Here is a 23,110-nt window from a genome sequence, read left to right as displayed (position 1 = left end):
CAGGCTTTGCCTGTTCCTACAGGCTGCTGGGGTCCACCTCCCGCCACTCCCCCGGGCCCAGGCCATCCAGGCTGAACGAGCCAATGCAGGCACGTACCAGGCGCAAGGTAGGCAAGCCCACCGCCGCAGTCATGCGCCGTACCTGGCGGTTGCGGCCCTCGCGGATGGTCAGCTCCAGCCAGGCGGTGGGCACGCTCTTGCGAAAACGAACCGGAGGGTTGCGCGGCCATAGCTCGGGCGCTTCGATCTGCCGCGCCTGTGCCGGAAGGGTGGGGCCGTCGTTGAGCACCACGCCCGTGCGTAGCTGCGCCAGCTGTGCTTCCTGCGGCTCGCCCTCGACCTGCACCCAATAGGTTTTCGCCAACTTGTGCTTGGGGTCGGCGATGCGCGCCTGCAAGCGCCCGTCGTTGGTCAACAGCAGCAGCCCTTCGCTGTCGCGATCCAGCCGCCCGGCGGGATAGACCCCGGGAAGGTCGAGGTAGTCCTTGAGCGTTGCCCGCCCTTGGTCGTCGCTGAACTGGGTGAGCACATCGTACGGCTTGTTCAGCACGATCAGCCGAGGCGCGGCGGGCGCCGCTTTCGGTACGCGGCGGGGAAGGGGGCGGCGAGGTGGAGCAGGCATGGCAGGCAACCGGTTGCAGCGGGGCCGATAGCATACCAGCCCCGCTGCGAGCGATCAGCGGAAGGGCGGCTCGTCGAAACTGCGCAGCTTGCGCGAGTGCAGCGCGTTGAGTTGGGTGCGCAGCAGGTCCAGGGCAGCGATGCCGATGGTCAGGTGCTGGCTGACAGCGCGGTTATAGAAGGCGTTGGCCGAGCCCGGTAGCTTGATCTCGCTGTGCAGGGGTTTGTCCGACACGCACAACAGGGTGCCGTAGGGCACGCGCAGCCGGTAGCCTTGGGCGGCGATGGTGCCGCTTTCCATGTCCACGGCAACCGCCCGGGACAGGTTGATCAGCGGCCGCTCCTGGGCCCAGCGCAGTTCCCAGTTGCGGTCGTCGTAAGTGAGCACGGTGCCGGTGCGCAGGCGTTTTTTCAGCTCGTCGCCGCGCTCGCCGGTAACTTGCGCCGCGGCCTCTTGCAGCGCCAACTGCACCTCGGCCAGCGCCGGGATTGGAATATGCGGCGGCACCAGGCGGTCGAGAATGCCGTCGCGGCGCATGTAAGCATGTGCCAGCACATAGTCGCCGATGGTCTGGGACGCGCGCAGGCCGCCGCAGTGCCCGATCATCAGCCAGCAGTGCGGGCGCAGCACGGCCAGGTGGTCGGTGATGTTCTTGGCGTTGGACGGGCCCACGCCGATGTTCACCAAGGTAATGCCGTCGCCGTCCGCGGCGATCAGGTGATAGGCCGGCATCTGGTAGCGATGCCACACCACGCTCGCTACCAGTGCCTGGGCTTCGCTGTGGTCCATGCCTTTTTCGATCACCACGTTGCCGGGCATCACCAGGCGTACGAAGCGCGGGTCGCTGTGCAGCTGCTCCAGGCCATGAGCGACGAATTGGTCCACGTAACGGTGATAGTTGGTGAGTAGGATCCACGGCTGCACGTGGCGCCAGTCACTGCCGGTGTAGTGCACCAGCCGGCGCAGGCTGAAGTCCACCCGGGCGGCGTCGAACAGCGCCAGCGGCAATGGGTCGGCGTTGGCCCAGTCGTACAGGCCATCGGCGATGCCGTCGGTGGCGGCGGACAGGTCCGTGCTGGGGAACACTCGGGCCAGGGCAGCGGCGGTGATTCCGCTGCCGGCCAGTTCGTCACCCTGCTCCACGATATAGGGGTAGGGAATGTTCTGTTGGCTGACGCCGACTTCCAGTTGCACGTCGAAATCGCGCATCAGCGGAACCAGCTGTTCGAGGAGGTATTTGCGGAAGGCGCCGGGCTGGGTCACGGTGACCGAATAAGTGCCTGGGAGCTGCAGCTTGGCATACGCCCGGGTGGTGCTCGGCACTTCGCCGTGGGAATGGTAGGTCAGGCGCAGCTCGGGGTAGCGAAACAGCGCCCGCTCGTCCGGGCTCGGTTCGGTGCGGTCTTTCAGGTAACGCTTGAGGGCCTGGCTGAGCGCGACGGTAGCGCGCTCATGCAGCCAGGCCAGACGATCCACGGCCTGTTCGGGGGTGTTGAGGGTAACGAACGCATCGACATCGGGGGTCACAGGCGGATCCTTCTCTTTCTGGCAAGCGTTCATCTTGCCTGTTCCAGAGCTTTTTACCACCCCCGTGCGACGCGCTCGTGACGGCTCAACTGCGCAGGTGCGCCAAGGGTAGCTCCGAGCTTGCGAGTACCTGGTTGAGCACGAAGCTCGAGCGAACGCTGGTAACGCCCTCGATCCGCGTGAGATGGCCCAGCAGCAGTTGCTGGTAGTGATCCATGTCCTGCACCACGACCTTGAGCTGGTAGTCCGCTTCCATGCCCGTGACCAGGCTGCATTCGAGCACCTGTGGAAGGTTGCGAACAGACGCTTCGAAGTTCTCGAAGCGCTCGGGGGTGTGCCGGTCCATGCCGATCAGCACATAGGCCGTGAGGTTAAGGCCGAGCTTCTTGCGATCCAGCAGCGCTACCTGACGGGTGATGTAGCCGTCGTCCTCGAGCTGCTTCACCCGGCGCGAGCAGGGCGAGGGCGAGAGGCCGATGCGCTCGGCCAGCTCTTGGTTGGAAATGCGCGCATCACGCTGCAATTCAGCAAGGATGCTCAGGTCGTAACGGTCCAGCTTGCCCATGGCTCGCACTCTGATGAAGGGAATTGCGGAGGATTATCACCTTTCGGTTTTAAATTGCGCAATAGACCGCCATGAAGACAATCTTCGCAATCCTGTGCCGCACTCTGCGCGATAAGCTTTACCCCATGATCACCGCCCGGACACGAGTCCACTGCGAGCCGCCCAATCAGGCCGCTTGCGGCCACCGCCCCCACAGGGGAGAGCTGGCCACCGGGTTGACGCTGGCTCAATCAGGCCGGCCGTAGTGAGCCGCCGCCACAAGCGACGCGCTTGGACGCAGTTCATCAAGGGAGGCCTGAACAGGCCTCCTTTTTTTATGCGCGCTCGGTGCCTCATGAGATCCTCCGCCAGGCCGATAGCAAGCGAAGCGGACGGATGCATGGCCGCGAACCGCCTACGGTTTTTCCAGTCAAAACCTGCGTGCCCCCGCGCTAATGAGGATTCCCATGAAAACGCGCACCTGGTGCCTCGCCAGTGCGTCCGTGTTGTGCCTGTGCCTGGGCGCCCCGACGTTCGCTGACAATAATTCCAACGCGGACCAACTGCGCGGCGCTTCGCCACGTGGCCAGGACCGCGGCGGCCAGCAAGGGCAGGGCGGTAGCCCTTCACGCGGCCAGGAACGGCCCGGAAACTATGGCGGGGGGAACCAGGCGCCGCAGTGGCAACCGCAGCCAGGCTACAACCGCCCGGATTACGGCCGCCCCAGCCAAGGCTGGCAGAACAACCCCAACGGCAATGACCGGCCCCAACCGCAGCGCCCGGATAACACCCCGCCGATCCAACCCAAGCCGGGCGAAGTACGGCAAACCCAGTCCCCATTGCGTGGCAGTTATCCAGACCTGCCGCGGCCCAATGGCAATCACCAGTGGCAGGCGGGGGGTGATCGAGATCATGGCTGGGATCCGCATGGGCATGGCAACGGCTGGGGGCCGGGGCCGCAATACCGGCCCGGCCAGCGCATCGACCGGTTTCCCGGGGATAACTATCGAGTGCCTTACCGAGGCAACGATTACTTCTATTCCAGCGGTTACTGGTATCGCCCAAACGGCCCTGGCTATGTAGTAGTCGCACCGCCGCGCGGCATCCGCGTGCGCTACCTGCCTGACTACGCTACCCGGGTGTGGATCGGCAGCGGCATGTTCTTCATGGCCGCTGGCACTTACTACCAGTGGGTCAACGACACCCAAGAGTACGTTGTGGTAGATCCACCTACCGCCCCGGTCCAGTCCCAGCCCCAGCCTGTGCCGCAACCGGTAGCGGCGCCCAGCGGCTACGACGTGGCGTTCTACCCGGCCAATGGGCAAACCCCCTCGCAAATGGAGCGCGACCGCTATGACTGCCAGCGTTGGGCGGCCCAGCAAACCGGCTTCGACCCTGCCACCGCTACCTACGCGCCAGCGGACGAAGTGGTGTATCTGTTCCGGCAAAACATGGCCAACTGCCTGAGCAGCCGAGGCTACGGCCTTAACTGAGGGTGGGGAACGGCTTCCTCTGGGTCGGCATGCACCAGCACTTCGGCCTGAGGGAACTGCTTCACGATGGCCGCCTCTGCCTGCTCGCACAGGGCATGGGCGGCCGAGAGAGTAAGCTGCCCGGGCAGTTCCAGGTGAAGCTGAACGAACCAGTGCTGGCCCGACTTGCGCGTGCGCAAATCGTGGGCACCCAGCACGCCGGGAACGGCGCAGGCGAGGGCAAGCATTTCTGCGCCTACGCTCGGGGCAAGCTCCTGGTCCATCAGGATGGCCGAACTCTCACTGGCGATCTGGAACGCGCTCCACAGGATATACAGCGCTATACCTAGGCCGAACAGGGCGTCCAGCTGTGGATAACCCAGGCGGGCGAGCACCAGGGCCAGCAAAATGCTGCCGTTTAGCATCAGGTCTGAACGGTAGTGAAGGGAGTCTGCGCGTACTGCGGTCGAGCCGGTTTCTTTGACCACTTTGTGCTGCAAGGCCAGCAAGCCAACGGTCAGCACCAGTGACAGGATCATCACCGCAATGCCCAGGCCCGCTTCGCCTACGGGTTCTGGCGTGCGCAGGCGCTCGATCGCTTGCACCGTAATGAACACAGCGCTCACCCCGATGAACAAAGCCTGGCCCATGCCGGCCATGGCCTCGGCCTTGCCATGACCGTAGCGGTGATCGTCGTCTGCCGGGCGCAGTGAATACTGCACTGCCAACAGGTTGAGGAAGGAGGCGGCGCCGTCGAGCACCGAGTCGGTCAGCCCGGCCAGCAGGCTGACCGAGCCGCTCAGGTACCAGGCCACCGCCTTGCACACGATCAGCACGGTTGCCACGCCTAGCGACGCTCGGGTCGCCAGGTGCAGCAAGCGGCGGTGGCGCGGGTCGACGACCATGCTCAGGCAGCCGGCCGCAGGCCGAACGCGGCCAGTTGTTCCACACTGCCGTGGTGTTGGATCAGGCGTGGGTCATCCAGCGGCAGGTGCTTGCCCAGCTGGGCTTCCAGAATGGCCTGCAGGCGCTTGTTATCCACGCTGCCGTCCGGGTTTACCGCAGGCTTGAGCAACTCGGGCGCCACTTGCGCGTGCGTGCCGCCGGGAAGGTAGATAGCGCCTGTGGCGAAGTCCACGCCGAAGGCAATCAACCCGGGAATCACATAAAACAGAATGCCCACGGCATCGAGCGCGGCGACCACGGGGTCGATCTTGCCTTCGATCTGCCCGCGGCGGTCTGGCCAGAACAACGTGCCGCAGGCGGTAAGCTGAGTCAGGACCGAGACAACCAGAACACTGCCGATCATACGGGAAGCGATACGCATGAAATTCTCCTGGAAGGTGGGGGCGCAGCCATTCGCATAAATGGCCGTAACCGACAACTACGACCGTGGCCGGCCCGTTGCGGTTCGCCGTTATACCGTGCGGCCGAGCCTTGAGCCAGCGGTGAGCAGGGCGGGCCTCACCGGATGATGGCATTACAGGGTAAGATCCGCCCTTTGCCCGGGGACTGCCGGGTGCCGAGACCAACCTGTGCGTAGCCCAAAATAATGAAATCCGAGCTGAGTATCCTGCGTGTGTCCATCGCCGTCACCGTGCTGGTGGCCAGTTTCGGGATCGCCTTCGGGCTGTTATCCGGTTCGTTTTCCATCGTGTTCGATGGGGTGTACTCGCTGGCCGACGCCAGCATGAGCGGGCTGGCGCTAGTGGTCGCGACTTTGATCCGCCGCCACACCAGCGAGGGTTTCGCCAGTCAACGCTTGGCCGCGCGCTTCAACATGGGTTTCTGGCATCTGGAACCGATGGTGCTGGGGCTCAATGGCACCTTGCTCTGTGGCGTGACGCTCTACGCCTTGATCAACGCCGTAGGTAGCCTGCTCAGCGGCGGGCGCACCCTGGAATTCGGCTTCGCCATTGTGTATGCCGCGCTGACCACGGTGGCCTGTTTTTCGCTGGCCGCCCTGGAATTTCGAGCCAACAAACGCATTGCCTCGGACTTCGTCGCGCTGGATGCACGCTCTTGGGTGATGTCCGGCAGCATCAGCCTGGCGCTGCTGTTGGCGTTTATCGTCGGCTCGCTGGCACAAGGGTCCGCCTATGCCTGGATCGGCCCCTATGTGGACCCCGCGGTGCTGGCCGGTATCTGCTTGGTGATCCTGCCGCTGCCGTTACGCACCATTCGGCAGGCGCTGTCGGATGTGCTGATGGTCACACCGCTGGCGTTGAAGCAACGGGTCGATAGCGTAGCGGCGGGCATCGTTGAGCAATATGGCTTCGAGGCTTACCAGGCCTACGTGGCCAAGGTCGGCCGCGCCCAGCAGATCGAGCTGTACTTCATCGTGCCGGCGGGCTGGCCCGCGCGGACGCTGGAGGAGTGGGACGCCTTGCGTAATGTGATCGGCGACGCCATCGGCGGCGAGGGGCCGAACCGCTGGCTGACCATTGCCTTCACCTCGGACCCCGAATGGGCGCGATAAGCCCCCTCAATAAAAGGCCCCAGCCTTGCGGCCAGGGCTTTTAGCAACCTGAGGCGCGCTACAACATCGCCTTCACTGCAAGCAATTACTTCTTCGCTTTCATCGTGGCCGCTTGGTTGCCGCCTTGCTCAGCGATGGCCGACAGCTTTTCATCCGCGCCTTTTTCTTCCGCCAGGGTAGCGGCCAGCAGCTCACCGGCTTCGGTCATGCCCAAGTGCTTGGCCATCGCCACCAACGTGCCGTAGGCGGCGATCTCGTAGTGCTCGATCTTCTGGCAAGCGCCGATCAGGGCTGCATCCAGTACTTCGCCTTTCTCGATTTCCTCGAGCAGCTCTTTGCCTTCTTCGATCAGCCCTTCGGTCGCTACGCATTTCATGCGTTTGAGCTTCAGGCCGGTCAGCTCGACGATCTGGTCGATACGCTCGATCTGCCCCTGGGTTTCTTCCAGGTGAGACTTGAACGCTTCTGCCAGCAGGGGGTTGGTGGAAGCACGTGCCATGCGCGGCAGGGCCTTGGTGATTTGTTTTTCAGCGCTGTAAATATCTGACAGCTCATGAACAAACAGGTCTTCAACTGTAGTACGGGCCATGTGACACCTCTTCGTGGTGGTATTAGTGCCATTTCAGCACGTGCGTGTTCAGAGCTTCAGAGGGCTACAAGCGGCGAAGGTATCAAAGAAGTTTTACACCGATGGACGAGCGGCGTTTCGCTTAAAGTTCCGTCAAATCGCCGGCGTTTCTGGGGCGAGCTGGGCTGACTGTAGGCCGGCGCACCGGATCGTTATACTTCCCGGCCTATCGGGGAGTGACCATGAGTTCTTTGCCAATCGACGCCGTGCTGCCGGCCCTTGTTCAAGCCTTGACGGACCGCCACGAAGTTGTGCTTCAAGCCCCGCCCGGGGCCGGTAAAACCACCCGGGTGCCCCTGGCGCTGCTGGATCAGCCCTGGCTGCGAGGGCAAACCATCGTGATGCTCGAACCCCGCCGGCTGGCCGCCCGGGCCGCAGCGGAGCGCCTGGCCAGTGAGCTGGGGGAGAAAGTTGGCGAGACGGTCGGCTACCGCATTCGGCTGGAAAGCCGTGTGGGCCCGCGGACCCGTATCGAAGTGGTGACCGAAGGCATCCTCGCCCGTCGGCTGCAGGACGACCCCGCGCTGGAAGGGGTGGGGCTGGTGATTTTCGACGAATTCCACGAACGCAGCCTGGATGCGGACCTGGCCCTGGCGCTGGTGCTCAACGGCCGCGACGTGCTCCGCGACGACCCGCCGCTCAAGGTGCTGTTGATGTCTGCCACGCTGGAGGGAGAGCGGCTGGCCGCGCTGCTCGAGGATGCTCCAGTCGTCAGCAGCGAAGGGCGCATGTACCCGGTAGCTATGCGCTGGGGGCGCCCGGCACAGCAGGGAGAACAGCTCGATGCGCGGGTGGAGAGCACGGTGCTGCAAGCCTTGGATGAGGAGCCTGGCAGTGTGCTGGTGTTCCTGCCAGGGCAGGCGGAGATCCGTCGCGTACAACAGCGGCTGGAGAGCGCCCTTGCGGCTTATCCGGCCGTGCGCCTGTGCCCGCTGCACGGCGAGCTGGACCTCACCGCTCAACGCGCGGCCATCGAGCCGGCGGCGCCCGGCGAGCGCAAGGTCGTGCTGGCCACCAACATCGCTGAGACCAGCCTCACCATCGAAAGCGTACGGGTGGTGGTCGATACGGGCCTGGCCCGGGTGCCGCGGTTCGACCCCGGCACCGGCATGACCCGCCTGGACACTCAGCGCATCTCCCGCGCTAGCGCTACCCAGCGCGCAGGTCGGGCGGGGCGGTTGGAGCCCGGCGTATGTTATCGCCTGTGGTCCGAAGGGCAGCACGAGCAACTGCCGGCGTACGACAGCGCGGAAATCCTCCAGGCGGACCTGGCCGGCCTGGCCCTGCAACTGCACCGCTGGGGTGCAACGCCGGCGCAGTTGCGATGGCTCGACACTCCGCCTGCCGCGGCCATGGCCCAGGCTGATGACCTGCTGGGCCGGCTTGGCGCGTTGAGCCTGGAAGGCCGGCTGACCGCTCACGGGCAGGCCATGGCCGTGTTGCCGGCTCATCCGCGCATCGCCCACGTGTTGCTCCGTGCTAAAGCCCTTGGCCTTGAGGCGCTGGGCTGCGACCTGGCCGCCTTGCTTGGCGAGCGAGACATCGCCCGCGACACCGGCAAAGACCTGCACAGCCGCATGGCCTTGCTGCACGGTGGCGGTCGCGCGGCGTCGCGGATAAAACAACTGGCCAAACAGTACCGAGGGCTGCTCAGTGCGCAGCCAATAACTGCTCACCCGGTTGCCGACCCGCAGGGGGACCACTGGCTCGGTGCTTTGCTCGCCCTGGCCTACCCCGACCGAGTAGCCCAGCAGCGGCGCCCAGGTGGCGCTGACTATCGCTTGGCCAACGGCCGCGCCGCGCAGTTTGGCGAGGCCGACGCGCTGATGAAGCACCCCTGGCTGGTGATCGCTGATTTGGGCAGCCGCCAGGGCCAACGCGAGGAACGCATTTATCTGGCCGCAGATCTCGACCCTGCGCTGTTCGATACGGTGCTAGCCGAGCAAGTGCGGCGCCGCGACGTACTGGAATGGGATGAGAAGGAGGGCACGCTGCGCGCCGAAGCGCAGTGGCGGGTAGGCGACCTGGTGCTGCGCCGTGAACCGCTGGCCGGGCTGGACGAACAGGCCCGCTGCAGCGCGCTGGTCGAGCTGGTACGGCGCAAGGGGCTGGAGCTGTTGCCCTGGACGCCTGAATTGCGCCAGTGGCAAGCCCGGGTGCAGGTGTTGCGCGGGCTGGATGGGGCGACTGGCAGCAGCGAATGGCCGGATGTGAGCGACGAAGCCCTGCTGGCGACCCTGGACACCTGGCTTGCCCCCTACCTGGGCAAAGTCAGCCGCCTGGCCCACTTCGCCCAGCTGGACCTGCCGCAGATCCTCCAAGGGCTGTTGCCCTGGCCTCTGCCACAGCGCTTGAACGAGCTGGCGCCGACCCATCTCGCCGTGCCTTCGGGCTCGTCCATCCGCCTGGACTACAGCGAGCAACCTCCGGTGTTGGCGGTGCGCCTGCAAGAGCTGTTTGGCCTTGCCGACACCCCGCGCATCGCTGGCGGCCGCTTGCAGATCAAGCTGCACCTGCTATCCCCAGCTCGCCGGCCGGTACAGGTCACCCAAGATTTGGCCAACTTCTGGCGCAGCACCTATGCGGACGTAAAAAAAGACCTGAAGGGCAGGTACCCCAAGCATTACTGGCCGGACGACCCATTGGTGGCCGAGGCAACAGCCCGGGCCAAGCCGCGAGGGACGTAGGCGGCGTTGGTCGCCTACCCCATAACACAGCCATACGCCTGTGGGCCCGGGCAATGTCTCTCAACACGCGGCTGCCGTTCAAGTTCGCAAACGTTTGCACAACGCCCGCGTTTTGCGAGACAAACGGTCATTGCGCTCTATATCAAGGCTTACAACGCACCTTGCCGCCTCTTGTCGACCTCATTTGATTTGTATTTCAACGCGCGCCACAAAAAAAGGTTGAATGATCACACGTGATGTTATTTAAATAACAAAAATAACAACGCTGTGGTCCATGGCATTGGCGCGGCAGAGGTAGGCATTCATGAACAAAATCGCGGTCATCGGCAGCAACATGGTGGACCTGATCACTTATGTGGATCGGATGCCCAGCCAGGGCGAAACGCTCGAGGCTCCGGGCTTTGCCATGGGTTGTGGCGGCAAGGGCGCGAACCAGGCGGTGGCCGCGGCCAAGCTCGGCGCCGGGGTGTTGATGGTGAGCAAAGTGGGCGAAGACATGTTCGCCGCGAACACCCTGGCAAACTTCCAGCGGTTCGGGATCGATTCGCGCTTTGTTACCCAGGTGCCGGGCGTTTCCAGTGGCGTGGCGCCGATCTTCGTGCAGAGCGACTCCCACAACAGCATCCTAATCGTCAAAGGCGCCAACGCGCATTTGAAGCCCGCCGATATCGACGTGGCCGAGGCCGCCCTGCGCGACTGCCAGCTGATCGTGCTGCAGTTGGAGATCGACCTGGCGACCGTCTACTACGCCATTGCCTTCGCCAAGCGCAACGGCATCCCTGTGTTGCTCAATCCCGCCCCCGCCATTGCCGGCCTTAGCCGTGAGCACCTGTCGCAGCTGGACTTCTTCATCCCCAATGAGGGCGAGCTGGCGCTGATCACCGGCAGGGTGGTCGATGGCGCTGAAACCGCGCTCATTGCGGCACGTCAGCTAACTGCCGAGGGGGTTCGCCACGTGATCGTCACCCTGGGCGAAAAAGGCGCGCTCTATGTGGGCGAGGAAGGCGAGTTCCACGTGCCTGGGCACAAGGTCGCTGCGCGCGACACCACCGGCGCCGGTGACGCCTTCATTGGCTGTTTCGCCCATTACTGGACCCGCAACGGCGACATGCGCAACGCAATTACCCAGGCCGTGGCCTATTCCGCCTGCTCCGTCACAGGCCTGGGCACCCAGAGCTCATACCCGGACGCTACCCAGTTCGCGCAGTTCCTCGACCACCTCTGAGCCGCCGAGACCTGGCCGCTGCCCTTGCGGGGCGCGGCCTAAGCACTTCATGGAGAACAACAATGACAAAACCCGCGCTCCAACAAACCCCAGACGGTTTTTACCTAAACCGGACGCCCTGGTTCGCTTTCTTGCTGTTGTGCTGCATCTTTGCCCTCTGGGCCGCCGCGGCAAGCATGAATGATGTGCTCATCGCGCATTTCAAGAAGGCGTTCCTGCTGAGCGACTTCCAGACCGCGTTCGTGCAGTCGGCGTTTTACCTGGGCTACTTCTTCGTGGCGATTCCAGCGGCAATGGTGGTGCGGCGGTTCAGCTACAAGACCACCATTCTGATCGGCCTGATGCTCTACATGGGCGGCTGCATGTTGTTCTTCCCGGCGGCATCGACCGCCAAGTACGGCATGTTCCTGATGGCCCTGTTCGTGATCGCGGCGGGGCTGTCCTTTCTCGAGACCGCCTGCAACACCTATTCAACCCTCATGGGACCGCGTGAAACCGGTACCCGCCGCCTGAACATCTCCCAGACCTTCCACCCGTTCGGCGCGATGGCCGGGGTGTACGTGGGCAGCTTCGTGATGTTCAAAGACTCGGACGCCACCCGTGAACAGTTGACCCAGATGAGCGCCTCGGACGCCGCCGTCCAGCAGTTGGCGATGATCCAGTCGACCCTGCTGCCGTACAAATGGATGATCGCGGTTCTGATCTTGGTGTTCGTTCTGGTTGCTATCACCCGTTATCCCGCATGCAAGGGCACGGCCACGGCCGACGTTAAAACCCGAAGCATCGGCCAGAGCCTGGCTCGCCTGGCGCGAAATCCGCGTTTCACCTTCGGGGTGCTGGCGCAGTTTCTGTATGTGGGGGCTCAAGTGGGGGTGTGGAGCTTCACCATCCGCCTGGCGATGCAAATGGGCGGGATGAACGAGCGCAGCGCGTCTTGGTTCCTGCTGGGCACATTCGCTGCCTATTTCGTGGGCAAGATGGTCGCGAACCTGTTGATGCGCAAACTGCACCCTGCGCAGGTGCTGGCGCTTTATGGCGTACTGACCATCGTATTGCTGGCCTACACCATCCTGGTACCGAACATCAGCGCGGTATATGCGGCAGTAGGCGTGAGCGTCTTCCTCGGGCCGTGCTGGCCAACTATCTATGGCTTGACCATCGACGGCCTTGGCGAAGACACCGGCGTGGGCGGTTCGCTGCTGGTGATGAGCATCGTGGGCGGCGGGGTGATTCCGATCTTCCAGGGCCTGTTGTCGGACGCCACCCATGGCAATATGCAAATCGCTTATACGGTCCCGTTGCTGTGCTTCGTGGTCATCGTTGCCTATGCGGTCAGCCGCATGCGCCATAGCCGCGGCGCTCAAGTGTCGGCAAACGCAGTGGTCGCCTCATGAAAACCTTCACGATTGCCTTGTTCCCCGAGCTGTTCGCCGGGGCGGAAAAAACCTTGGTGGAGTCCGCCGATTTTCGTGTGCGGGCCTGGACCTACCCGAGCGGTGTAAAGGCACTGGCGCTAGAGAATGCCCGCGGGCGCGTTATCGCCTTGCCGTATCAGGGCCAGATGATCTGGGCCGCCGAGTTCGACGGCTGCGACCTGACCATGCGCAGCCTGTTCGACCAGCCGCGGCCCACCCCGACCATCCTTGGCACCTACGGCTGCTTCATGTTCCACGCAGGCTTGCTGCGCAACGGCTGCCCTGCGCCGGATGACGACCATCCGCTGCACGGGGAGATGCCCTGCGCTCCCATGGACAGCGCCTGGCTCGACGTGGGAGAAGACGAAACAGGCGCCTATGTGCGCCTCGGTGGGTTGTATGAGTACGTGCAGGGCTTTGGCGATCATTACCACGCCAGGCCCAGCGTGACCTTGCACGCAGGCTCGGGGCTGTTCGACATTGGCATGCAGGTGACTAACCTGGCCGGCAAGCCGATGGACCTGATGTACATGGCCCATATGAACCACGCCTACGTCCCGGGAGGGCGTTTCGTTGAGCCGCTGGGCATCGCTGGCATGCGCGTTCGCCAGAGCGTGCCGGCCCACGTGAAGCCGACGCCCGAGTGGGCCACGTATATCGCTGAGCTGAGCAAGGACCCTTCACGCTTGCAGGCACTCGACACCCCGGAGTTGTACGACCCTGAAATCGTGTGCTTCCCCCAAGGCGTGCAGGCCGATGCCCGGGGCAATGCCCATTTTCTGCTCGAGCACCCAACTGGCGCGGCGTTCTACACCCGCTATCGGCCCGATCAGTTCTCCCATGCGACGCGTTGGGTACTGAACAACGCCGATCACGCCGTGGCCGCCTTCGTATTGCCCGCCACCTGCGAGCCGGAGGGGTATCTGGCGGAAAAAGCCAAAGGCACTGTGAGGTCATTGGCCTCGGGAGAAACGACCTCGTTCAGCCTAACCACGGGGTATTTGTCCGCCCAGGAAAGGCAGCGGCTCGGAGGCCAGTTCGATAGCTGATCAGATGGCCAACTGCGCGCCGTTGCCGAGGATCAATTCCCGGTAGGCCTTGGGCAGCTTCTTGTCCGATACCACCACATGAAACTGCGCCAGGGTCGCGAAATGCGCGGTGCGCACGGCATCGAACTTGCTGTGGTCGGCGAGCAGCATGCTGCGTTGCGCCTGGCGCAGAACCTTCTGCTTGACCTCGATTTCATTGAAGTTGAAGCAGGTCACGCCATGGGTTTCGCTGACCCCAGCAGCGGAGATGATTGCCCAGGTCAGGCGCACGCTGTCGAGCACACTGCTTTCGTCGCGGTGCTCGAACACTTGGTTCTTACGGTGGAAGGTGCCGCCGCACAGCACGATGTTGCAGTTGGGTTTTTGCTGCAGCTTGAGCAACACGTTGAGTGAGTTGCACACGCCGGTGAACTCCAACTCGTCGGGAATGAAGTCGATGACAAAGGGCACGGTGGTACCGCAGTCGAAGAACACGGTGTCGCCACCTTGGATGAACGCGGCCGCGAGTTTGCCGATCCGCCGTTTTTCCTCCACATGCCGGGTGCCTTGTTCGGTGACTTTGTAATCGCTCGCCGCCGCAGGGTCGAAGGCCAGGGTGATGTGGCCGCCGAGCAACTGAAATTTGTCTGGATGGCGGTTCAGATCCCGGCGCAGGGTCATTTCAGACACGTCCAGCAATGCCGCCATTTCCCGTAAATGGATGGCCTTCTGATCCTGCAAGGCTTGTTGAATCAGTTTGATGCGTTCCAGTTTTTTGCTGTCCACAGGCGTTCCGATCGTCAATGCATGTTGTACATATACCATTAATTGGTAATCTATTAACACATGATGGGCAGGCTTCCCTTGTCTCTCGTTGCTTCATTTATCAGGACCGAACGTAAATGACTTCTATCGAACCTGCAGCACTTGCCCAGTATATCGACCATACGTTGCTGGCGGCTGACGCGAGCCGCCAGCAGATCGCCGCACTGTGCAAAGAGGCGCAGGAACACGGTTTCTATTCCGTGTGCGTGAATTCCGGCCAGGTCCCTTACGCCGCGCAGTTGCTCACCGGGCAGCAGGTAAAGGTCTGTGCGGTGGTCGGGTTCCCGCTTGGGGCCGGGCTGACCGAGAGCAAGGCCTTCGAAGCCAAACAGGCCATCGAGGCAGGCGCTGGCGAAATCGACATGGTGCTGAATATCGGCGCGCTCCGGGATGGGCTGTTCGATAGCGTGCGCGACGATATCGCCGCTGTGCAGCGCGCCTGCGGGCCGGTGCCGCTCAAGGTGATTCTCGAAACCTGCCTGTTGAACGAGGCGCAGAAGATCCGCGCTTGCGAGATCTGCCGAGACCTGGGCGTGGCCTTCGTCAAAACCTCCACGGGCTTCAGCCGCGGGGGCGCTACCCTTGAAGACGTCGCCCTGATGCGTAAAACCGTCGGGGCCCAAGTGGGCGTCAAGGCTTCCGGTGGCGTGCGCGATTACGCAACGGCGGTGGCGATGATCGAAGCGGGTGCTACCCGCTTGGGCACCAGCTCGGGCATCACCATTGTCAGCGGCGGGGCAGGTCCAGCCTCGGCCTACTGAGTGTCACTGGCCGAACCCTTACCTCGGCGGCGTGCCGGCTGGCAGCAGAAACCGGCCCATCAGCGGCAGGTGGTCGGAGATCCCCAGGGTATCTTCCTGCCGCACCCGCGCTTCGAGTCGTTGCAACCGGGGGCTGTGCACCAGGTAATCCAGGGTGCGGTCCGGGCCGCTGGCGGAGGCGGGGAAGTGGGTGAACCAGCCGGCCCGGTCGCTGCCACCCGCCTGGGCGTTACTGGGGATGATCGGGTAATGCTCCCATAGCAAGTGCAGATCGTCAGCGGCGGAGTAATGGTCCTGTTGGCTGGGTTCCAGGCGGCGGTATTGGCCCAGCGGCAGCAGGTTGAAATCGCCGCCGAGTAGCCAGGGTGCGCCCAGCCCTTCCAGGCGATCCACCCGGGCGGCGACGGCTTGCAGCTGGCGGGCTTGGGCATCGGAGCCATGGTGATACGGTTCGAGCCGGGTATTGAGCACGGCCAAGTGCTCACCGCCAGCGATTGGCAGGTAGGCGCCAAGCAGTACCCGTTGCGGGCGGAACAGGCTGAACCGGCTGCCGGCACGCGGCAGTTGCCAGCGCTCCGCCTCATCGATCCGATAGCGGCTAAGGGTGGCGAGCTTGCGCCCCACGCTGCCGAGCACATGTGGGTCGGGTACGAATTCGGCTTTCCAATCGAAGGCGTCCACGCTGCAAGGGTAGAGGTCGATCAGGCGCTCTTGAAGCAGTGCGAGCTGGTTCTGGTAGCCGGTGGCCTTGGCGCCGTCATCCAGTTCTTGCAGCAGCACCAGGTCCGGCTGCTCCTCGCGGATAACCCGCACCACCTCGTCGAGGTCGTGGGCGATGTCTTCTGGGGTGGGCTGGTCATCGTGGCTGCGCCCTTCGGGCGCGTCATACCAGAACAGGTAGCGTTTGCCGGCGAGGAATTGCACGTTCCAGGTCATCACCTTGAGCGCCTGGCCAGGCGCCAGCGACGGTGGGTTGCCCCTGCACGCGGGCGTTACCGCCGCGTGGGGCTTGGGGTGCCAGGAGAGATGCCAGGCCAGCGCGGCCAGGGCAGCGGTACCCAGCAGCACGACCAGCAAAGCAGTACGCAATCCTCGGATCATCGGCTCGGCTACGGCGTTGCGAAGCCTGTGAGCATAACCGAGGGCGCCCGCGCGCCCAAGTTATGCGCGTGAGTCGCGCAGGGTCGGGTCGGTGACCAGCATGAACAGGCGGAACAGCACCACAGTGGTGAGCAGCTGCAGCAGGCCATTGACGCAGTCCACCGCCAGCGAGAGCGCCAGGTTGTCTTCGTCTGGCAGCAGCGCGGCGCTGGCGTAATCGATCAGCCACAGCGGCACCAATATCGCCAGTACACAGCCCAGCACGCGCCAGAATGGCCCGCGGGTGAGCTCGAAGCTTTGCTTGATCGCTGCCCACGGCCCCAGGCCGCGCAGCACCAGCAGGTATTCGGCGAACGCCAGGCGCGCCATGAGCCACAGGCCAGGCAACAGGTACAGCGCCATGCCCAACAGGATGGCCAGGGAAGAAATCGCCGCCAGCAGGGCGAAACGTGGCCACAGCCGCAAGCCCATGGCGAGCAGCAGCTTGAGCGGCGGCTGCTCGCCATTGCTGCGTGAATCCAGGTAGAGGATGAGCGCGCCGGTGTAGATCGGATAGAACAGCAACCCCACCAGAATGTCGAAAGCTCCACGAGCCTCGCTTTCTACGTGTTGGTCCACCAGCTGTTCGGCCAGCGACTGCAGCACGAGCAGCGGCAGGCACAGCCGCACGATGGCGAACAGGTGAGTGCGAAAGAAGTAGAGGGAATCTTGAACGATAGTAAGCGGGTTCATCGCGCCGATATCTTGGGCCAGGCAAGGCCCCACACTCTACCGGATGGCTTCGGCCGGGCAAACGGTCACCTGGGTGATTAATAATCTTTCACCACCAATGGCCGTTGAAACCCTAAGGCCGACCCTCATAATGGTTTGCAGCAGGCCCCAATGGGCCGAACCTATACGGCAATTGACGAGGTCGCCATGAACAGCGAAGAGCAAAGCCTGATCGACGGACTGTTTTCCCGGCTCAAACAAGCCGAAGCGGACGGTAGCCCGCGTGACGTTCAAGCTGAGCAGCGGATCCGCGAGCACGTGGCCAACCAGCCAGCCGCTGCCTATTACATGGCCCAGGCGATCCTGGTGCAAGAAGCGGCGGTCAAGCGCCTGGATGAAATGAACCGCCAGCTCAAGGCTGAGCTCGAGCAAGCCCGGGCTGCCAAGGCGCCTGCGCAGAGCGGCGGTTTCCTCTCCGGGCTGTTCGGCGGGCCTCGGGAGCCGGCGCCGGTGCCTTCGAGCGGTGGCGGTTGGCGCGAGCCGGGGCGCAGCTACGCACCGCCACCCGCGCCGCCGCAATACCAGCCCGCTGGCCAGCCTGGGTATCAGCCTGGTTATGCCCAGCCGCAACAAGCCCCGGGCGGCGGCTTCATGCGTGGCGCGTTGCAGACGGCCGCTGGTGTGGCGGGCGGGGTGATGCTCGCCGAAGGGCTGAGCAGCTTGTTCCACCACAACAATGCGCCGCAGGAAATCGTCGAGATCATCCGCGAGGAGCCGTCACCTGCCTCGGACATGACCTCTGATCATGGTGGCTGGGGCAGCGACAACCCGCAGCCGGTCAGCGACAGCGACTGGAACAACGACCGTGGTGGCTTCTCCGACGCCGACTTCAATGGCGGCGACAGCGGAGGGTTCTTCTCGGATGACGACGACTACGTCTGACCCAGTGGCGCTGCCCTCCGGCGGGCGGCGCATCGCGCTGTTCGCCGATGTGCAGAACCTCTACTACACCGTGCGCCAGGTGCATGGCTGCCACTTCAACTACGCCGCGCTTTGGGCCCAGTTGGCCAAGCGCGGCGAGATCGTGGTGGCCTTTGCCTACGCCATCGACCGTGGCGACCCCAAGCAGCAGCAATTCCAGCGCATCCTTCGCCAGCTGGGCTTCGAAGTGAAGCTCAAGCCGTATATCCAGCGCAGCGATGGCTCGGCCAAGGGCGACTGGGATGTGGGCATCACCATCGACGTGCTCGAGGCTGCCGCGGACGTGGATGAGGTGGTGCTCGCGTCCGGCGACGGGGACTTTGACCTGTTGCTGCAACGTATTCACCAGCGCCACGGGGTTCACACCACGGTATACGGCACCCCGGGGCTGACGGCCGGCTCGTTGATTCGTGCCGCCACCAGCTACGTGCCTATCGAAGGGGAGCTGCTGTTGCGGCATTGAACGGGTTTGCATAAAGCCTGGACGGCCGCGGTTTGGGTCGTACAATGGATCCCCTTTTCTCGGTTTCGAGCGCCTGCCATGCCTTCCCGCCCCGTGCCCGCCTTGCTGATAGGCGCCTTCCTGGCGCTCTATCTGGTTTGGGGGTCGACCTACCTGTTTATCCGTATCGGTATCGAGTCCTGGCCGCCGTTGACCATGGCCGGCATTCGCTTTCTGGTCGCTGGGGCCATCCTGTATGGGTTCCTGCGCCTGCGCGGGGCGCCACGGCCCACGGCGCCACAATGGCGCGCCGGTGGCTTGGTGGGTTTGTTGCTACTGGGGTTGGGCAATGGCGGCGTAACCCTGGCCGAACACGCTGGCGTCGCTTCCGGGGTTGCCGCCCTGGCCGTGGCCACCGTGCCGCTGTTCACGCTGCTGTTCGGCCTCTGTTGGGGCCAGCATAACTCCCGCCTGGAGTGGGCCGGGATCCTCCTCGGGCTTGCCGGTATCGGCCTGCTGAACATGGGCTCGAACCTTCAGGGCAGCCCGGGCGGCGCGGCCCTGCTGGTGTTCGCCGCGGCGGCCTGGGCCTTTGGCTCGGTGTGGAGCCGCCGCCTGCCGTTGCCTGCGGGGGCCATGGCCAGTGCGGTCGAGATGCTGATCGCCGGCGCCGCGTTGCTTTTGGTGGGCCTGATCAGTGGCGAACGCATGACTGCCTGGCCGAGCCTTACCGGCTGGCTGGCGCTCGGCTATCTGGTGCTGTTTGGCTCGATCCTGGCCTTCAACGCCTATATGTACTTGCTCAAGCACGTGCGCCCGGCCGCGGCTACCAGTTACGCCTACGTCAACCCGGTGGTGGCGGTGCTGCTGGGGATCGGTTTTGCCGGGGAACATATCGGGGCCTGGGAAGTGCTGGCCATGCTGGTGATCATCGGCGCGGTGGTGCTGATCGGCGTACCGCAATGGCGGCGGCGCTGATCCGGGGTAAACTGCGCGCCTTGCCAGTTATTTTTCAGGTACACCCCGATGACTTTCGCTTCACTGGGCTTGATCGAGCCGCTGTTGATCCGGCTGCAAAGCCTGGGCTACGAGAAGCCTACGCCCGTTCAAGAAAGGGCGATCCCCGCCGTGCTCGCCGGCCGAGACTTGATGGCCGCGGCACAAACCGGCACCGGCAAGACCGCAGGCTTCGCCCTGCCGCTGCTGCAACGCCTCACGCTGGAAGGCAGCCAGGTCGCCAGCAATAGCGTGCGCGCGCTGGTGCTGGTGCCTACCCGGGAGCTGGCCGAGCAGGTGCACGCCAACATCAAGGATTACGCCAGCGAGCTGCCGCTGCGCACTTACGCGGTGTACGGCGGGGTGAGCATCAACCCGCAGATGATGGCGCTGCGCCGAGGGGTGGATGTACTGGTCGCCACGCCCGGCCGGCTGCTCGACCTGCACCGGCAGAACGCGGTGAAATTCGGCCAGGTCGAAACCCTGGTGCTCGACGAAGCCGACCGCATGCTCGACCTAGGCTTTGCCGAGGAACTGCGCAGCCTGTATGCAGCCCTGCCAAAGCGCCGGCAGACACTGCTGTTTTCGGCAACCTTCTCGGACGACATTCGCCTGCTGGCCGGGCAGATGCTCAATGACCCGTTGAGTATTGAGGTCAGCCCGCGCAACCAGGCTGCGACCACAGTGCGCCAGTCCGTGGTGCCTGTGGATAAGAAGCGCAAGGTCGAACTCTTCTGCCATCTGCTGCGCCAGCGCCGCTGGAAGCAAGTGTTGGTGTTCGCTAAAACCCGCAATGGCGTGGACCAGCTCGTGGAGCGGCTGCAAGGGCAGGGCGTGGCCGCCGACGGGATTCATGGCGACAAGCCACAGGCCACCCGGCAGCGCGCGTTGGATACGTTCAAGGCCGGCGAGTTGAAGGTGCTGGTGGCCACCGACGTGGCCGCCCGTGGCCTGGACATCCTGGACCTGCCCCTGGTGGTTAACCTGGACCTGCCCATTGTCGCCGAGGACTACGTGCATCGCATTGGCCGTACCGGCCGCGCAGGCGCGACTGGCGAAGCGATTTCCATGGTGTGTGCCGATGAAGTGGACCAGCTGGCCGCCATCGAAGCCCTGACCCGGCAGGTCCTCAAGCGCGTGGAAGAGCCGGACTTCGAACCCGACCACCGGGTGCCGGAGACCACCGCCGGCGGGCAGGTGCTGAAAAAACCGAAGAAGCCAAAAAAGCCCAAGACCACCGGTGGCAAGGCGACCCTCGGGCGCTGGACCGAAAGCCGCGAGGCTCCTGCCGCGGAGCCGGCGATCAAGCCAGTGCGCAAGGTTCCCGCGTTCAACACCGGGCCGCGCAAGCGTAAACCTTGAGGTCGAGCTTGCCTCCCCGTCAGGCACCGAATGCGCCCTGGGGAATCGTATGGCGCCCTGTCGGAGCAGGCGCCAGCCGGCGAATCAGGCTCGCCCCAAATAACGCAGCACACCCTCTGCCGCCCGGCGGCCGCTGGCAAAGCACGCGGTGAGCAGGTAACCGCCGGTGGGTGCTTCCCAGTCCAGCATCTCTCCGGCGCAGAACACCCCCGGCACCGCTTGCAGCATCAGGCCTTCATCCAGGGCCGCGCGGCATACCCCACCGGCACTGCTGATAGCCTCTGCCAACGGCCGCGGGCGGACCAACGTCAACGGCAATGCCTTGATAGCACGGGCCAGGGATGCTGGCGCCTGATAGGCCTGAGCGTCGGTGAGTTCTCGCAGCAGCGCTGCTTTGACCCCGTCCAGGCGTAACTGGCCTTGCAGGTGGCGTGCCATGGAGCGCGACCCCCGCGGCTTGCTCAGTGCGGCCTCGACCTGCGCCAGGCTGCGCGCTGGCAGGAGGTCGAGCAGCAGCGCGCAATGGCCGTCGCGGTTGATGGCTTCGCGGATCTGCGCGGACAGCGCATAGACCAGGCTGCCTTCAACCCCGCCTTCAGTGATCACGCATTCGCCGGCCCGGGGGGAGGCCCCCGCCAAGTACATGGCGATGTTCTTCAATGGCGCGCCGGCGAAGCGCTCCTTGATCAGCGGGCTCCAGGCTTGCACTTCGAAGCCGCAGTTGGCCGGCTGCAGCTCGGCCAAGGCGACTCCTCGCGCGGCGAGCCACGGCAGCCAGATGCCGTCCGACCCCAGCCGTGGCCAGCTGCCGCCACCTAGGGCCAGCACTGTGGCTGCGGGGTGGATCACCGCCTGGCTGGTGCCGTGTTCAATCAGCAGGCCACCGTCGCTGGCCCAACCGAGCCAGCGATGGCGGGTGTGGATAACCACGCCTTGGTCACGCAGGCGCTTGAGCCAGGCACGGAGCAAAGGCGCGGCCTTCATATCGGTGGGGAACACTCGCCCTGAACTGCCCACGAAGGTGTCGATGCCCAGGCCGTGAATCCAGGCGCGCAGCGCATCGGCACCGAATGCCGCCAGCCAATCGCCCACCCAGCCCGCCTGCTCGGCGTACCGGCCAATGAAGGCCGGGGTCGGTTCCGCGTGGGTGATGTTCATGCCGCCGACCCCCGCCAGGAGGAACTTGCGCCCTACCGAAGGCATGGCGTCGTACACCGCCACGGCAAGGCCCGCCTGGCTGAGCACTTCGGCCGCCATCAGCCCGGCTGGGCCGCCGCCGATGATGGCTATCGAGGGGGCAGGGGACGTTACAGCCATGAAGGTCGCCAGGTTATGAAGGGGGGCATAGTGTAGCTAAGCAAGCGCAAAGGCGGTTGCGCAAAAAATGATCAGCGGCGCCGCGCCCCTGTGTATAAAGGGCGCCTATGCCTTTCGCGCAGGTTATCCACAGGCCGCTCCACAGCGAATGTGGGTAAATCCTTGATTCCGAACGCTAACCGCAGTGCTCGGCCCACACCCGCGTGGCCACTTGGTGAAGGATGCCGTGACGGCGGGCGAGGGCGTGGCGGTCCTTGCTATACCCGCCGCCGATGACTCCCATCACTGGGATGCCACGCCCCAGGCACTGGCGCATCACATGTTCGTCGCGGGCGGCCACGCCGGCATCGGTCAGCTGCAGGTAACCCAGGGCGTCGTCCTTATGCACATCCACGCCGGCGTCATAGAGCACCAGGTCTGGTTGGTAAAGGGGCAGCAGGTAATTGAGAGCGTCATCCACTGTTTGCAAATAAGCCTTGTCGCCCATGCCCAGCGGCAAGGGAATATCCCAATCGCTGTGCGCCTTGCGTACTGGAAAATTCTTTTCACAATGCAGCGAAACCGTGACCGCTTCGGGGGTATCGGCCAGTATCCGCGCGGTACCATCGCCTTGGTGCACATCGCAGTCGAAGATCAGCACCCGCTGCACCCGCCCGGCTTCCAACAGGTAGCGGCTGACCACGGCCAGGTCGTTGAAAATGCAAAAGCCCGCCGGGTAGTCATAGTGAGCGTGATGGGTGCCGCCGGCGAGATGACAGGCCAGGCCGTGGCGCAGCGCCAGTTCGGCGGTCAACAGCGACCCGCCCACCGCGCGCACGGTGCGCCGGGCCAAGGCTTCACTCCAAGGCAGGCCCAGCCGCCGCTGGTCTTCGCGGGACAACTCGCCGGCCATGTAGCGCTCTATGTAGTCGGGCGCATGGGCAAGCGCGAGGATCTCCGGCGGGCACAGCGCAGGCCGGTGCAGGTCTTGGGAAGCCGCTACGCCGA

Annotated in this window: 22 protein-coding genes; 11 read left to right on the top strand and 11 right to left on the bottom strand. The window is 64.2% G+C overall.

Annotated features, from left to right (window positions below; translation table 11 throughout):
• Positions 1-16: 16 nt before the first annotated feature.
• The 3 genes from OGL93_RS20540 to OGL93_RS20530 are packed head-to-tail and all read right to left on the bottom strand — an operon-like array spanning position 17 to position 2,714.
• Positions 17-622 (bottom strand): pseudouridine synthase, encoded by a 606-nt coding sequence (locus OGL93_RS20540; RefSeq protein WP_263264793.1) that lies wholly within the window; start codon positions 620-622, stop codon positions 17-19.
• Between the two features lie 54 nt (positions 623-676).
• Positions 677-2,182: an AMP nucleosidase gene (gene amn, locus OGL93_RS20535; protein WP_263264792.1), complete on the bottom strand. Its 1,506-nt coding sequence runs from the start codon at positions 2,180-2,182 to the stop codon at positions 677-679.
• 52 nt (positions 2,183-2,234) lie between these two features.
• Complete coding sequence (locus tag OGL93_RS20530) at positions 2,235-2,714, bottom strand: Lrp/AsnC family transcriptional regulator (protein ID WP_263264791.1); 480 nt, start codon at positions 2,712-2,714, stop codon at positions 2,235-2,237.
• Positions 2,715-3,160: 446 nt separating this feature from the next.
• Here OGL93_RS20530 and OGL93_RS20525 point away from each other — a divergent pair, with 446 nt between their 5' ends.
• Positions 3,161-4,186: a DUF6515 family protein gene (locus OGL93_RS20525; RefSeq protein WP_263264790.1), complete on the top strand. Its 1,026-nt coding sequence runs from the start codon at positions 3,161-3,163 to the stop codon at positions 4,184-4,186.
• On the opposite strand, the gene OGL93_RS20520 is transcribed toward OGL93_RS20525, so the two are convergent.
• Together OGL93_RS20520 and OGL93_RS20515 are read right to left on the bottom strand one after the other, a co-directional pair.
• On the bottom strand, positions 4,171-5,070 hold the full coding sequence (locus OGL93_RS20520) for a cation diffusion facilitator family transporter (protein WP_263264789.1): 900 nt from the start codon (positions 5,068-5,070) through the stop codon (positions 4,171-4,173). The genes OGL93_RS20525 and OGL93_RS20520 overlap by 16 nt on opposite strands.
• A 2-nt stretch (positions 5,071-5,072) precedes the next feature.
• Complete coding sequence (locus OGL93_RS20515) at positions 5,073-5,492, bottom strand: polyribonucleotide nucleotidyltransferase (RefSeq protein ID WP_263264788.1); 420 nt, start codon at positions 5,490-5,492, stop codon at positions 5,073-5,075.
• A 225-nt stretch (positions 5,493-5,717) separates the two neighbouring features.
• On the opposite strand from OGL93_RS20515, the gene OGL93_RS20510 reads away from it, so the two are divergent.
• On the top strand, positions 5,718-6,644 hold the full coding sequence (locus OGL93_RS20510) for a cation transporter (RefSeq protein ID WP_263264787.1): 927 nt from the start codon (positions 5,718-5,720) through the stop codon (positions 6,642-6,644).
• 85 nt (positions 6,645-6,729) lie between these two features.
• Here OGL93_RS20510 and OGL93_RS20505 read toward each other — a convergent pair whose 3' ends face one another.
• Entirely contained in the window at positions 6,730-7,233 is a 504-nt protein-coding gene (locus OGL93_RS20505) for a ferritin-like domain-containing protein (RefSeq protein WP_263264786.1), read from the bottom strand.
• Between the two features lie 221 nt (positions 7,234-7,454).
• Here OGL93_RS20505 and hrpB point away from each other — a divergent pair, with 221 nt between their 5' ends.
• From hrpB to OGL93_RS20485, 4 genes are all read left to right on the top strand, one after another.
• A complete protein-coding gene (gene hrpB / locus OGL93_RS20500) occupies positions 7,455-9,959 on the top strand; it encodes an ATP-dependent helicase HrpB (protein WP_263264785.1) in 2,505 nt (834 codons plus the stop codon).
• A gap of 304 nt (positions 9,960-10,263) precedes the next feature.
• Positions 10,264-11,184 (top strand): ribokinase, encoded by a 921-nt coding sequence (rbsK, locus tag OGL93_RS20495; protein WP_263264784.1) that lies wholly within the window; start codon positions 10,264-10,266, stop codon positions 11,182-11,184.
• Between the two features lie 62 nt (positions 11,185-11,246).
• Positions 11,247-12,578, top strand: a complete 1,332-nt coding sequence (gene fucP, locus OGL93_RS20490; RefSeq protein WP_263264783.1) for an L-fucose:H+ symporter permease — start codon at positions 11,247-11,249, stop codon at positions 12,576-12,578.
• The gene (locus tag OGL93_RS20485) at positions 12,575-13,648 is read left to right on the top strand and encodes an aldose 1-epimerase family protein (protein WP_263264781.1); all 1,074 of its coding nucleotides are present in this window, start codon (positions 12,575-12,577) and stop codon (positions 13,646-13,648) included. Before fucP ends, OGL93_RS20485 begins: the two co-directional genes overlap by 4 nt.
• On the opposite strand, the gene deoR is transcribed toward OGL93_RS20485, so the two are convergent.
• Positions 13,649-14,413 carry a DNA-binding transcriptional repressor DeoR gene (gene deoR, locus OGL93_RS20480; protein ID WP_263264779.1) on the bottom strand — a complete coding sequence of 255 codons (765 nt, stop codon included), beginning with the start codon at positions 14,411-14,413 and terminating at the stop codon, positions 13,649-13,651.
• Positions 14,414-14,529: 116 nt separating this feature from the next.
• Here deoR and deoC point away from each other — a divergent pair, with 116 nt between their 5' ends.
• Positions 14,530-15,213, top strand: a complete 684-nt coding sequence (gene deoC, locus OGL93_RS20475) for a deoxyribose-phosphate aldolase (protein ID WP_263264777.1) — start codon at positions 14,530-14,532, stop codon at positions 15,211-15,213.
• Between the two features lie 18 nt (positions 15,214-15,231).
• Here deoC and OGL93_RS20470 read toward each other — a convergent pair whose 3' ends face one another.
• Positions 15,232-16,314 carry an endonuclease/exonuclease/phosphatase family protein gene (locus OGL93_RS20470; RefSeq protein ID WP_263264775.1) on the bottom strand — a complete coding sequence of 361 codons (1,083 nt, stop codon included), beginning with the start codon at positions 16,312-16,314 and terminating at the stop codon, positions 15,232-15,234.
• A gap of 60 nt (positions 16,315-16,374) precedes the next feature.
• The gene (locus OGL93_RS20465; RefSeq protein WP_263264774.1) at positions 16,375-17,046 is read right to left on the bottom strand and encodes a YciC family protein; all 672 of its coding nucleotides are present in this window, start codon (positions 17,044-17,046) and stop codon (positions 16,375-16,377) included.
• 186 nt (positions 17,047-17,232) lie between these two features.
• Between OGL93_RS20465 and OGL93_RS20460 the strand changes: the two genes are divergently transcribed.
• The 4 genes from OGL93_RS20460 to OGL93_RS20445 all read left to right on the top strand — a co-directional run bounded on the left by OGL93_RS20460 (position 17,233) and on the right by OGL93_RS20445 (position 20,806).
• The gene (locus OGL93_RS20460; RefSeq protein ID WP_263264773.1) at positions 17,233-17,967 is read left to right on the top strand and encodes a DUF2076 domain-containing protein; all 735 of its coding nucleotides are present in this window, start codon (positions 17,233-17,235) and stop codon (positions 17,965-17,967) included.
• Positions 17,948-18,469, top strand: a complete 522-nt coding sequence (locus OGL93_RS20455; RefSeq protein WP_263264772.1) for an NYN domain-containing protein — start codon at positions 17,948-17,950, stop codon at positions 18,467-18,469. Before OGL93_RS20460 ends, OGL93_RS20455 begins: the two co-directional genes overlap by 20 nt.
• 78 nt (positions 18,470-18,547) lie before the next feature.
• Complete coding sequence (gene yedA / locus OGL93_RS20450; protein WP_263264771.1) at positions 18,548-19,426, top strand: drug/metabolite exporter YedA; 879 nt, start codon at positions 18,548-18,550, stop codon at positions 19,424-19,426.
• A 48-nt stretch (positions 19,427-19,474) separates the two neighbouring features.
• Positions 19,475-20,806: a DEAD/DEAH box helicase gene (locus OGL93_RS20445; RefSeq protein ID WP_263264770.1), complete on the top strand. Its 1,332-nt coding sequence runs from the start codon at positions 19,475-19,477 to the stop codon at positions 20,804-20,806.
• An 84-nt stretch (positions 20,807-20,890) separates the two neighbouring features.
• On the opposite strand, the gene OGL93_RS20440 is transcribed toward OGL93_RS20445, so the two are convergent.
• Positions 20,891-22,123, bottom strand: coding sequence for a TIGR03862 family flavoprotein (locus tag OGL93_RS20440; protein ID WP_263264769.1), 1,233 nt, complete (start codon positions 22,121-22,123; stop codon positions 20,891-20,893).
• A gap of 175 nt (positions 22,124-22,298) precedes the next feature.
• Positions 22,299-23,110, bottom strand: an 812-nt coding sequence (locus OGL93_RS20435; RefSeq protein ID WP_263264768.1) for a histone deacetylase, incomplete at its 5' end; no start/stop codon positions are given.

It is taken from the genome of Pseudomonas sp. RIT-PI-S (assembly GCF_025642975.1).
In the GTDB taxonomy this organism is placed as follows: Bacteria; Pseudomonadota; Gammaproteobacteria; order Pseudomonadales; family Pseudomonadaceae; genus Aquipseudomonas.
The sequence above is the reverse complement of the archived record's forward strand: the minus strand, read 5'-3'. Positions and strand labels throughout refer to the sequence as shown.

What these genes read in the sequence shown, in the direction of transcription:
- OGL93_RS20540 (WP_263264793.1), bottom strand. Translation starts at nt 622, where the DNA reads ATGCCTGCTCCACCTCGCCGCCCCCTTCCCCGCCGCGTACCGAAAGCG.
- amn (WP_263264792.1), bottom strand. Translation starts at nt 2,182, where the DNA reads ATGAACGCTTGCCAGAAAGAGAAGGATCCGCCTGTGACCCCCGATGTC.
- OGL93_RS20530 (WP_263264791.1), bottom strand. Translation starts at nt 2,714, where the DNA reads ATGGGCAAGCTGGACCGTTACGACCTGAGCATCCTTGCTGAATTGCAG.
- OGL93_RS20525 (WP_263264790.1), top strand. Translation starts at nt 3,161, where the DNA reads ATGAAAACGCGCACCTGGTGCCTCGCCAGTGCGTCCGTGTTGTGCCTG.
- OGL93_RS20520 (WP_263264789.1), bottom strand. Translation starts at nt 5,070, where the DNA reads ATGGTCGTCGACCCGCGCCACCGCCGCTTGCTGCACCTGGCGACCCGA.
- OGL93_RS20515 (WP_263264788.1), bottom strand. Translation starts at nt 5,492, where the DNA reads ATGCGTATCGCTTCCCGTATGATCGGCAGTGTTCTGGTTGTCTCGGTC.
- OGL93_RS20510 (WP_263264787.1), top strand. Translation starts at nt 5,718, where the DNA reads ATGAAATCCGAGCTGAGTATCCTGCGTGTGTCCATCGCCGTCACCGTG.
- OGL93_RS20505 (WP_263264786.1), bottom strand. Translation starts at nt 7,233, where the DNA reads ATGGCCCGTACTACAGTTGAAGACCTGTTTGTTCATGAGCTGTCAGAT.
- hrpB (WP_263264785.1), top strand. Translation starts at nt 7,455, where the DNA reads ATGAGTTCTTTGCCAATCGACGCCGTGCTGCCGGCCCTTGTTCAAGCC.
- rbsK (WP_263264784.1), top strand. Translation starts at nt 10,264, where the DNA reads ATGAACAAAATCGCGGTCATCGGCAGCAACATGGTGGACCTGATCACT.
- fucP (WP_263264783.1), top strand. Translation starts at nt 11,247, where the DNA reads ATGACAAAACCCGCGCTCCAACAAACCCCAGACGGTTTTTACCTAAAC.
- OGL93_RS20485 (WP_263264781.1), top strand. Translation starts at nt 12,575, where the DNA reads ATGAAAACCTTCACGATTGCCTTGTTCCCCGAGCTGTTCGCCGGGGCG.
- deoC (WP_263264777.1), top strand. Translation starts at nt 14,530, where the DNA reads ATGACTTCTATCGAACCTGCAGCACTTGCCCAGTATATCGACCATACG.
- OGL93_RS20470 (WP_263264775.1), bottom strand. Translation starts at nt 16,314, where the DNA reads ATGATCCGAGGATTGCGTACTGCTTTGCTGGTCGTGCTGCTGGGTACC.
- OGL93_RS20465 (WP_263264774.1), bottom strand. Translation starts at nt 17,046, where the DNA reads ATGAACCCGCTTACTATCGTTCAAGATTCCCTCTACTTCTTTCGCACT.
- OGL93_RS20460 (WP_263264773.1), top strand. Translation starts at nt 17,233, where the DNA reads ATGAACAGCGAAGAGCAAAGCCTGATCGACGGACTGTTTTCCCGGCTC.
- OGL93_RS20455 (WP_263264772.1), top strand. Translation starts at nt 17,948, where the DNA reads ATGACGACGACTACGTCTGACCCAGTGGCGCTGCCCTCCGGCGGGCGG.
- yedA (WP_263264771.1), top strand. Translation starts at nt 18,548, where the DNA reads ATGCCTTCCCGCCCCGTGCCCGCCTTGCTGATAGGCGCCTTCCTGGCG.
- OGL93_RS20445 (WP_263264770.1), top strand. Translation starts at nt 19,475, where the DNA reads ATGACTTTCGCTTCACTGGGCTTGATCGAGCCGCTGTTGATCCGGCTG.
- OGL93_RS20440 (WP_263264769.1), bottom strand. Translation starts at nt 22,123, where the DNA reads ATGGCTGTAACGTCCCCTGCCCCCTCGATAGCCATCATCGGCGGCGGC.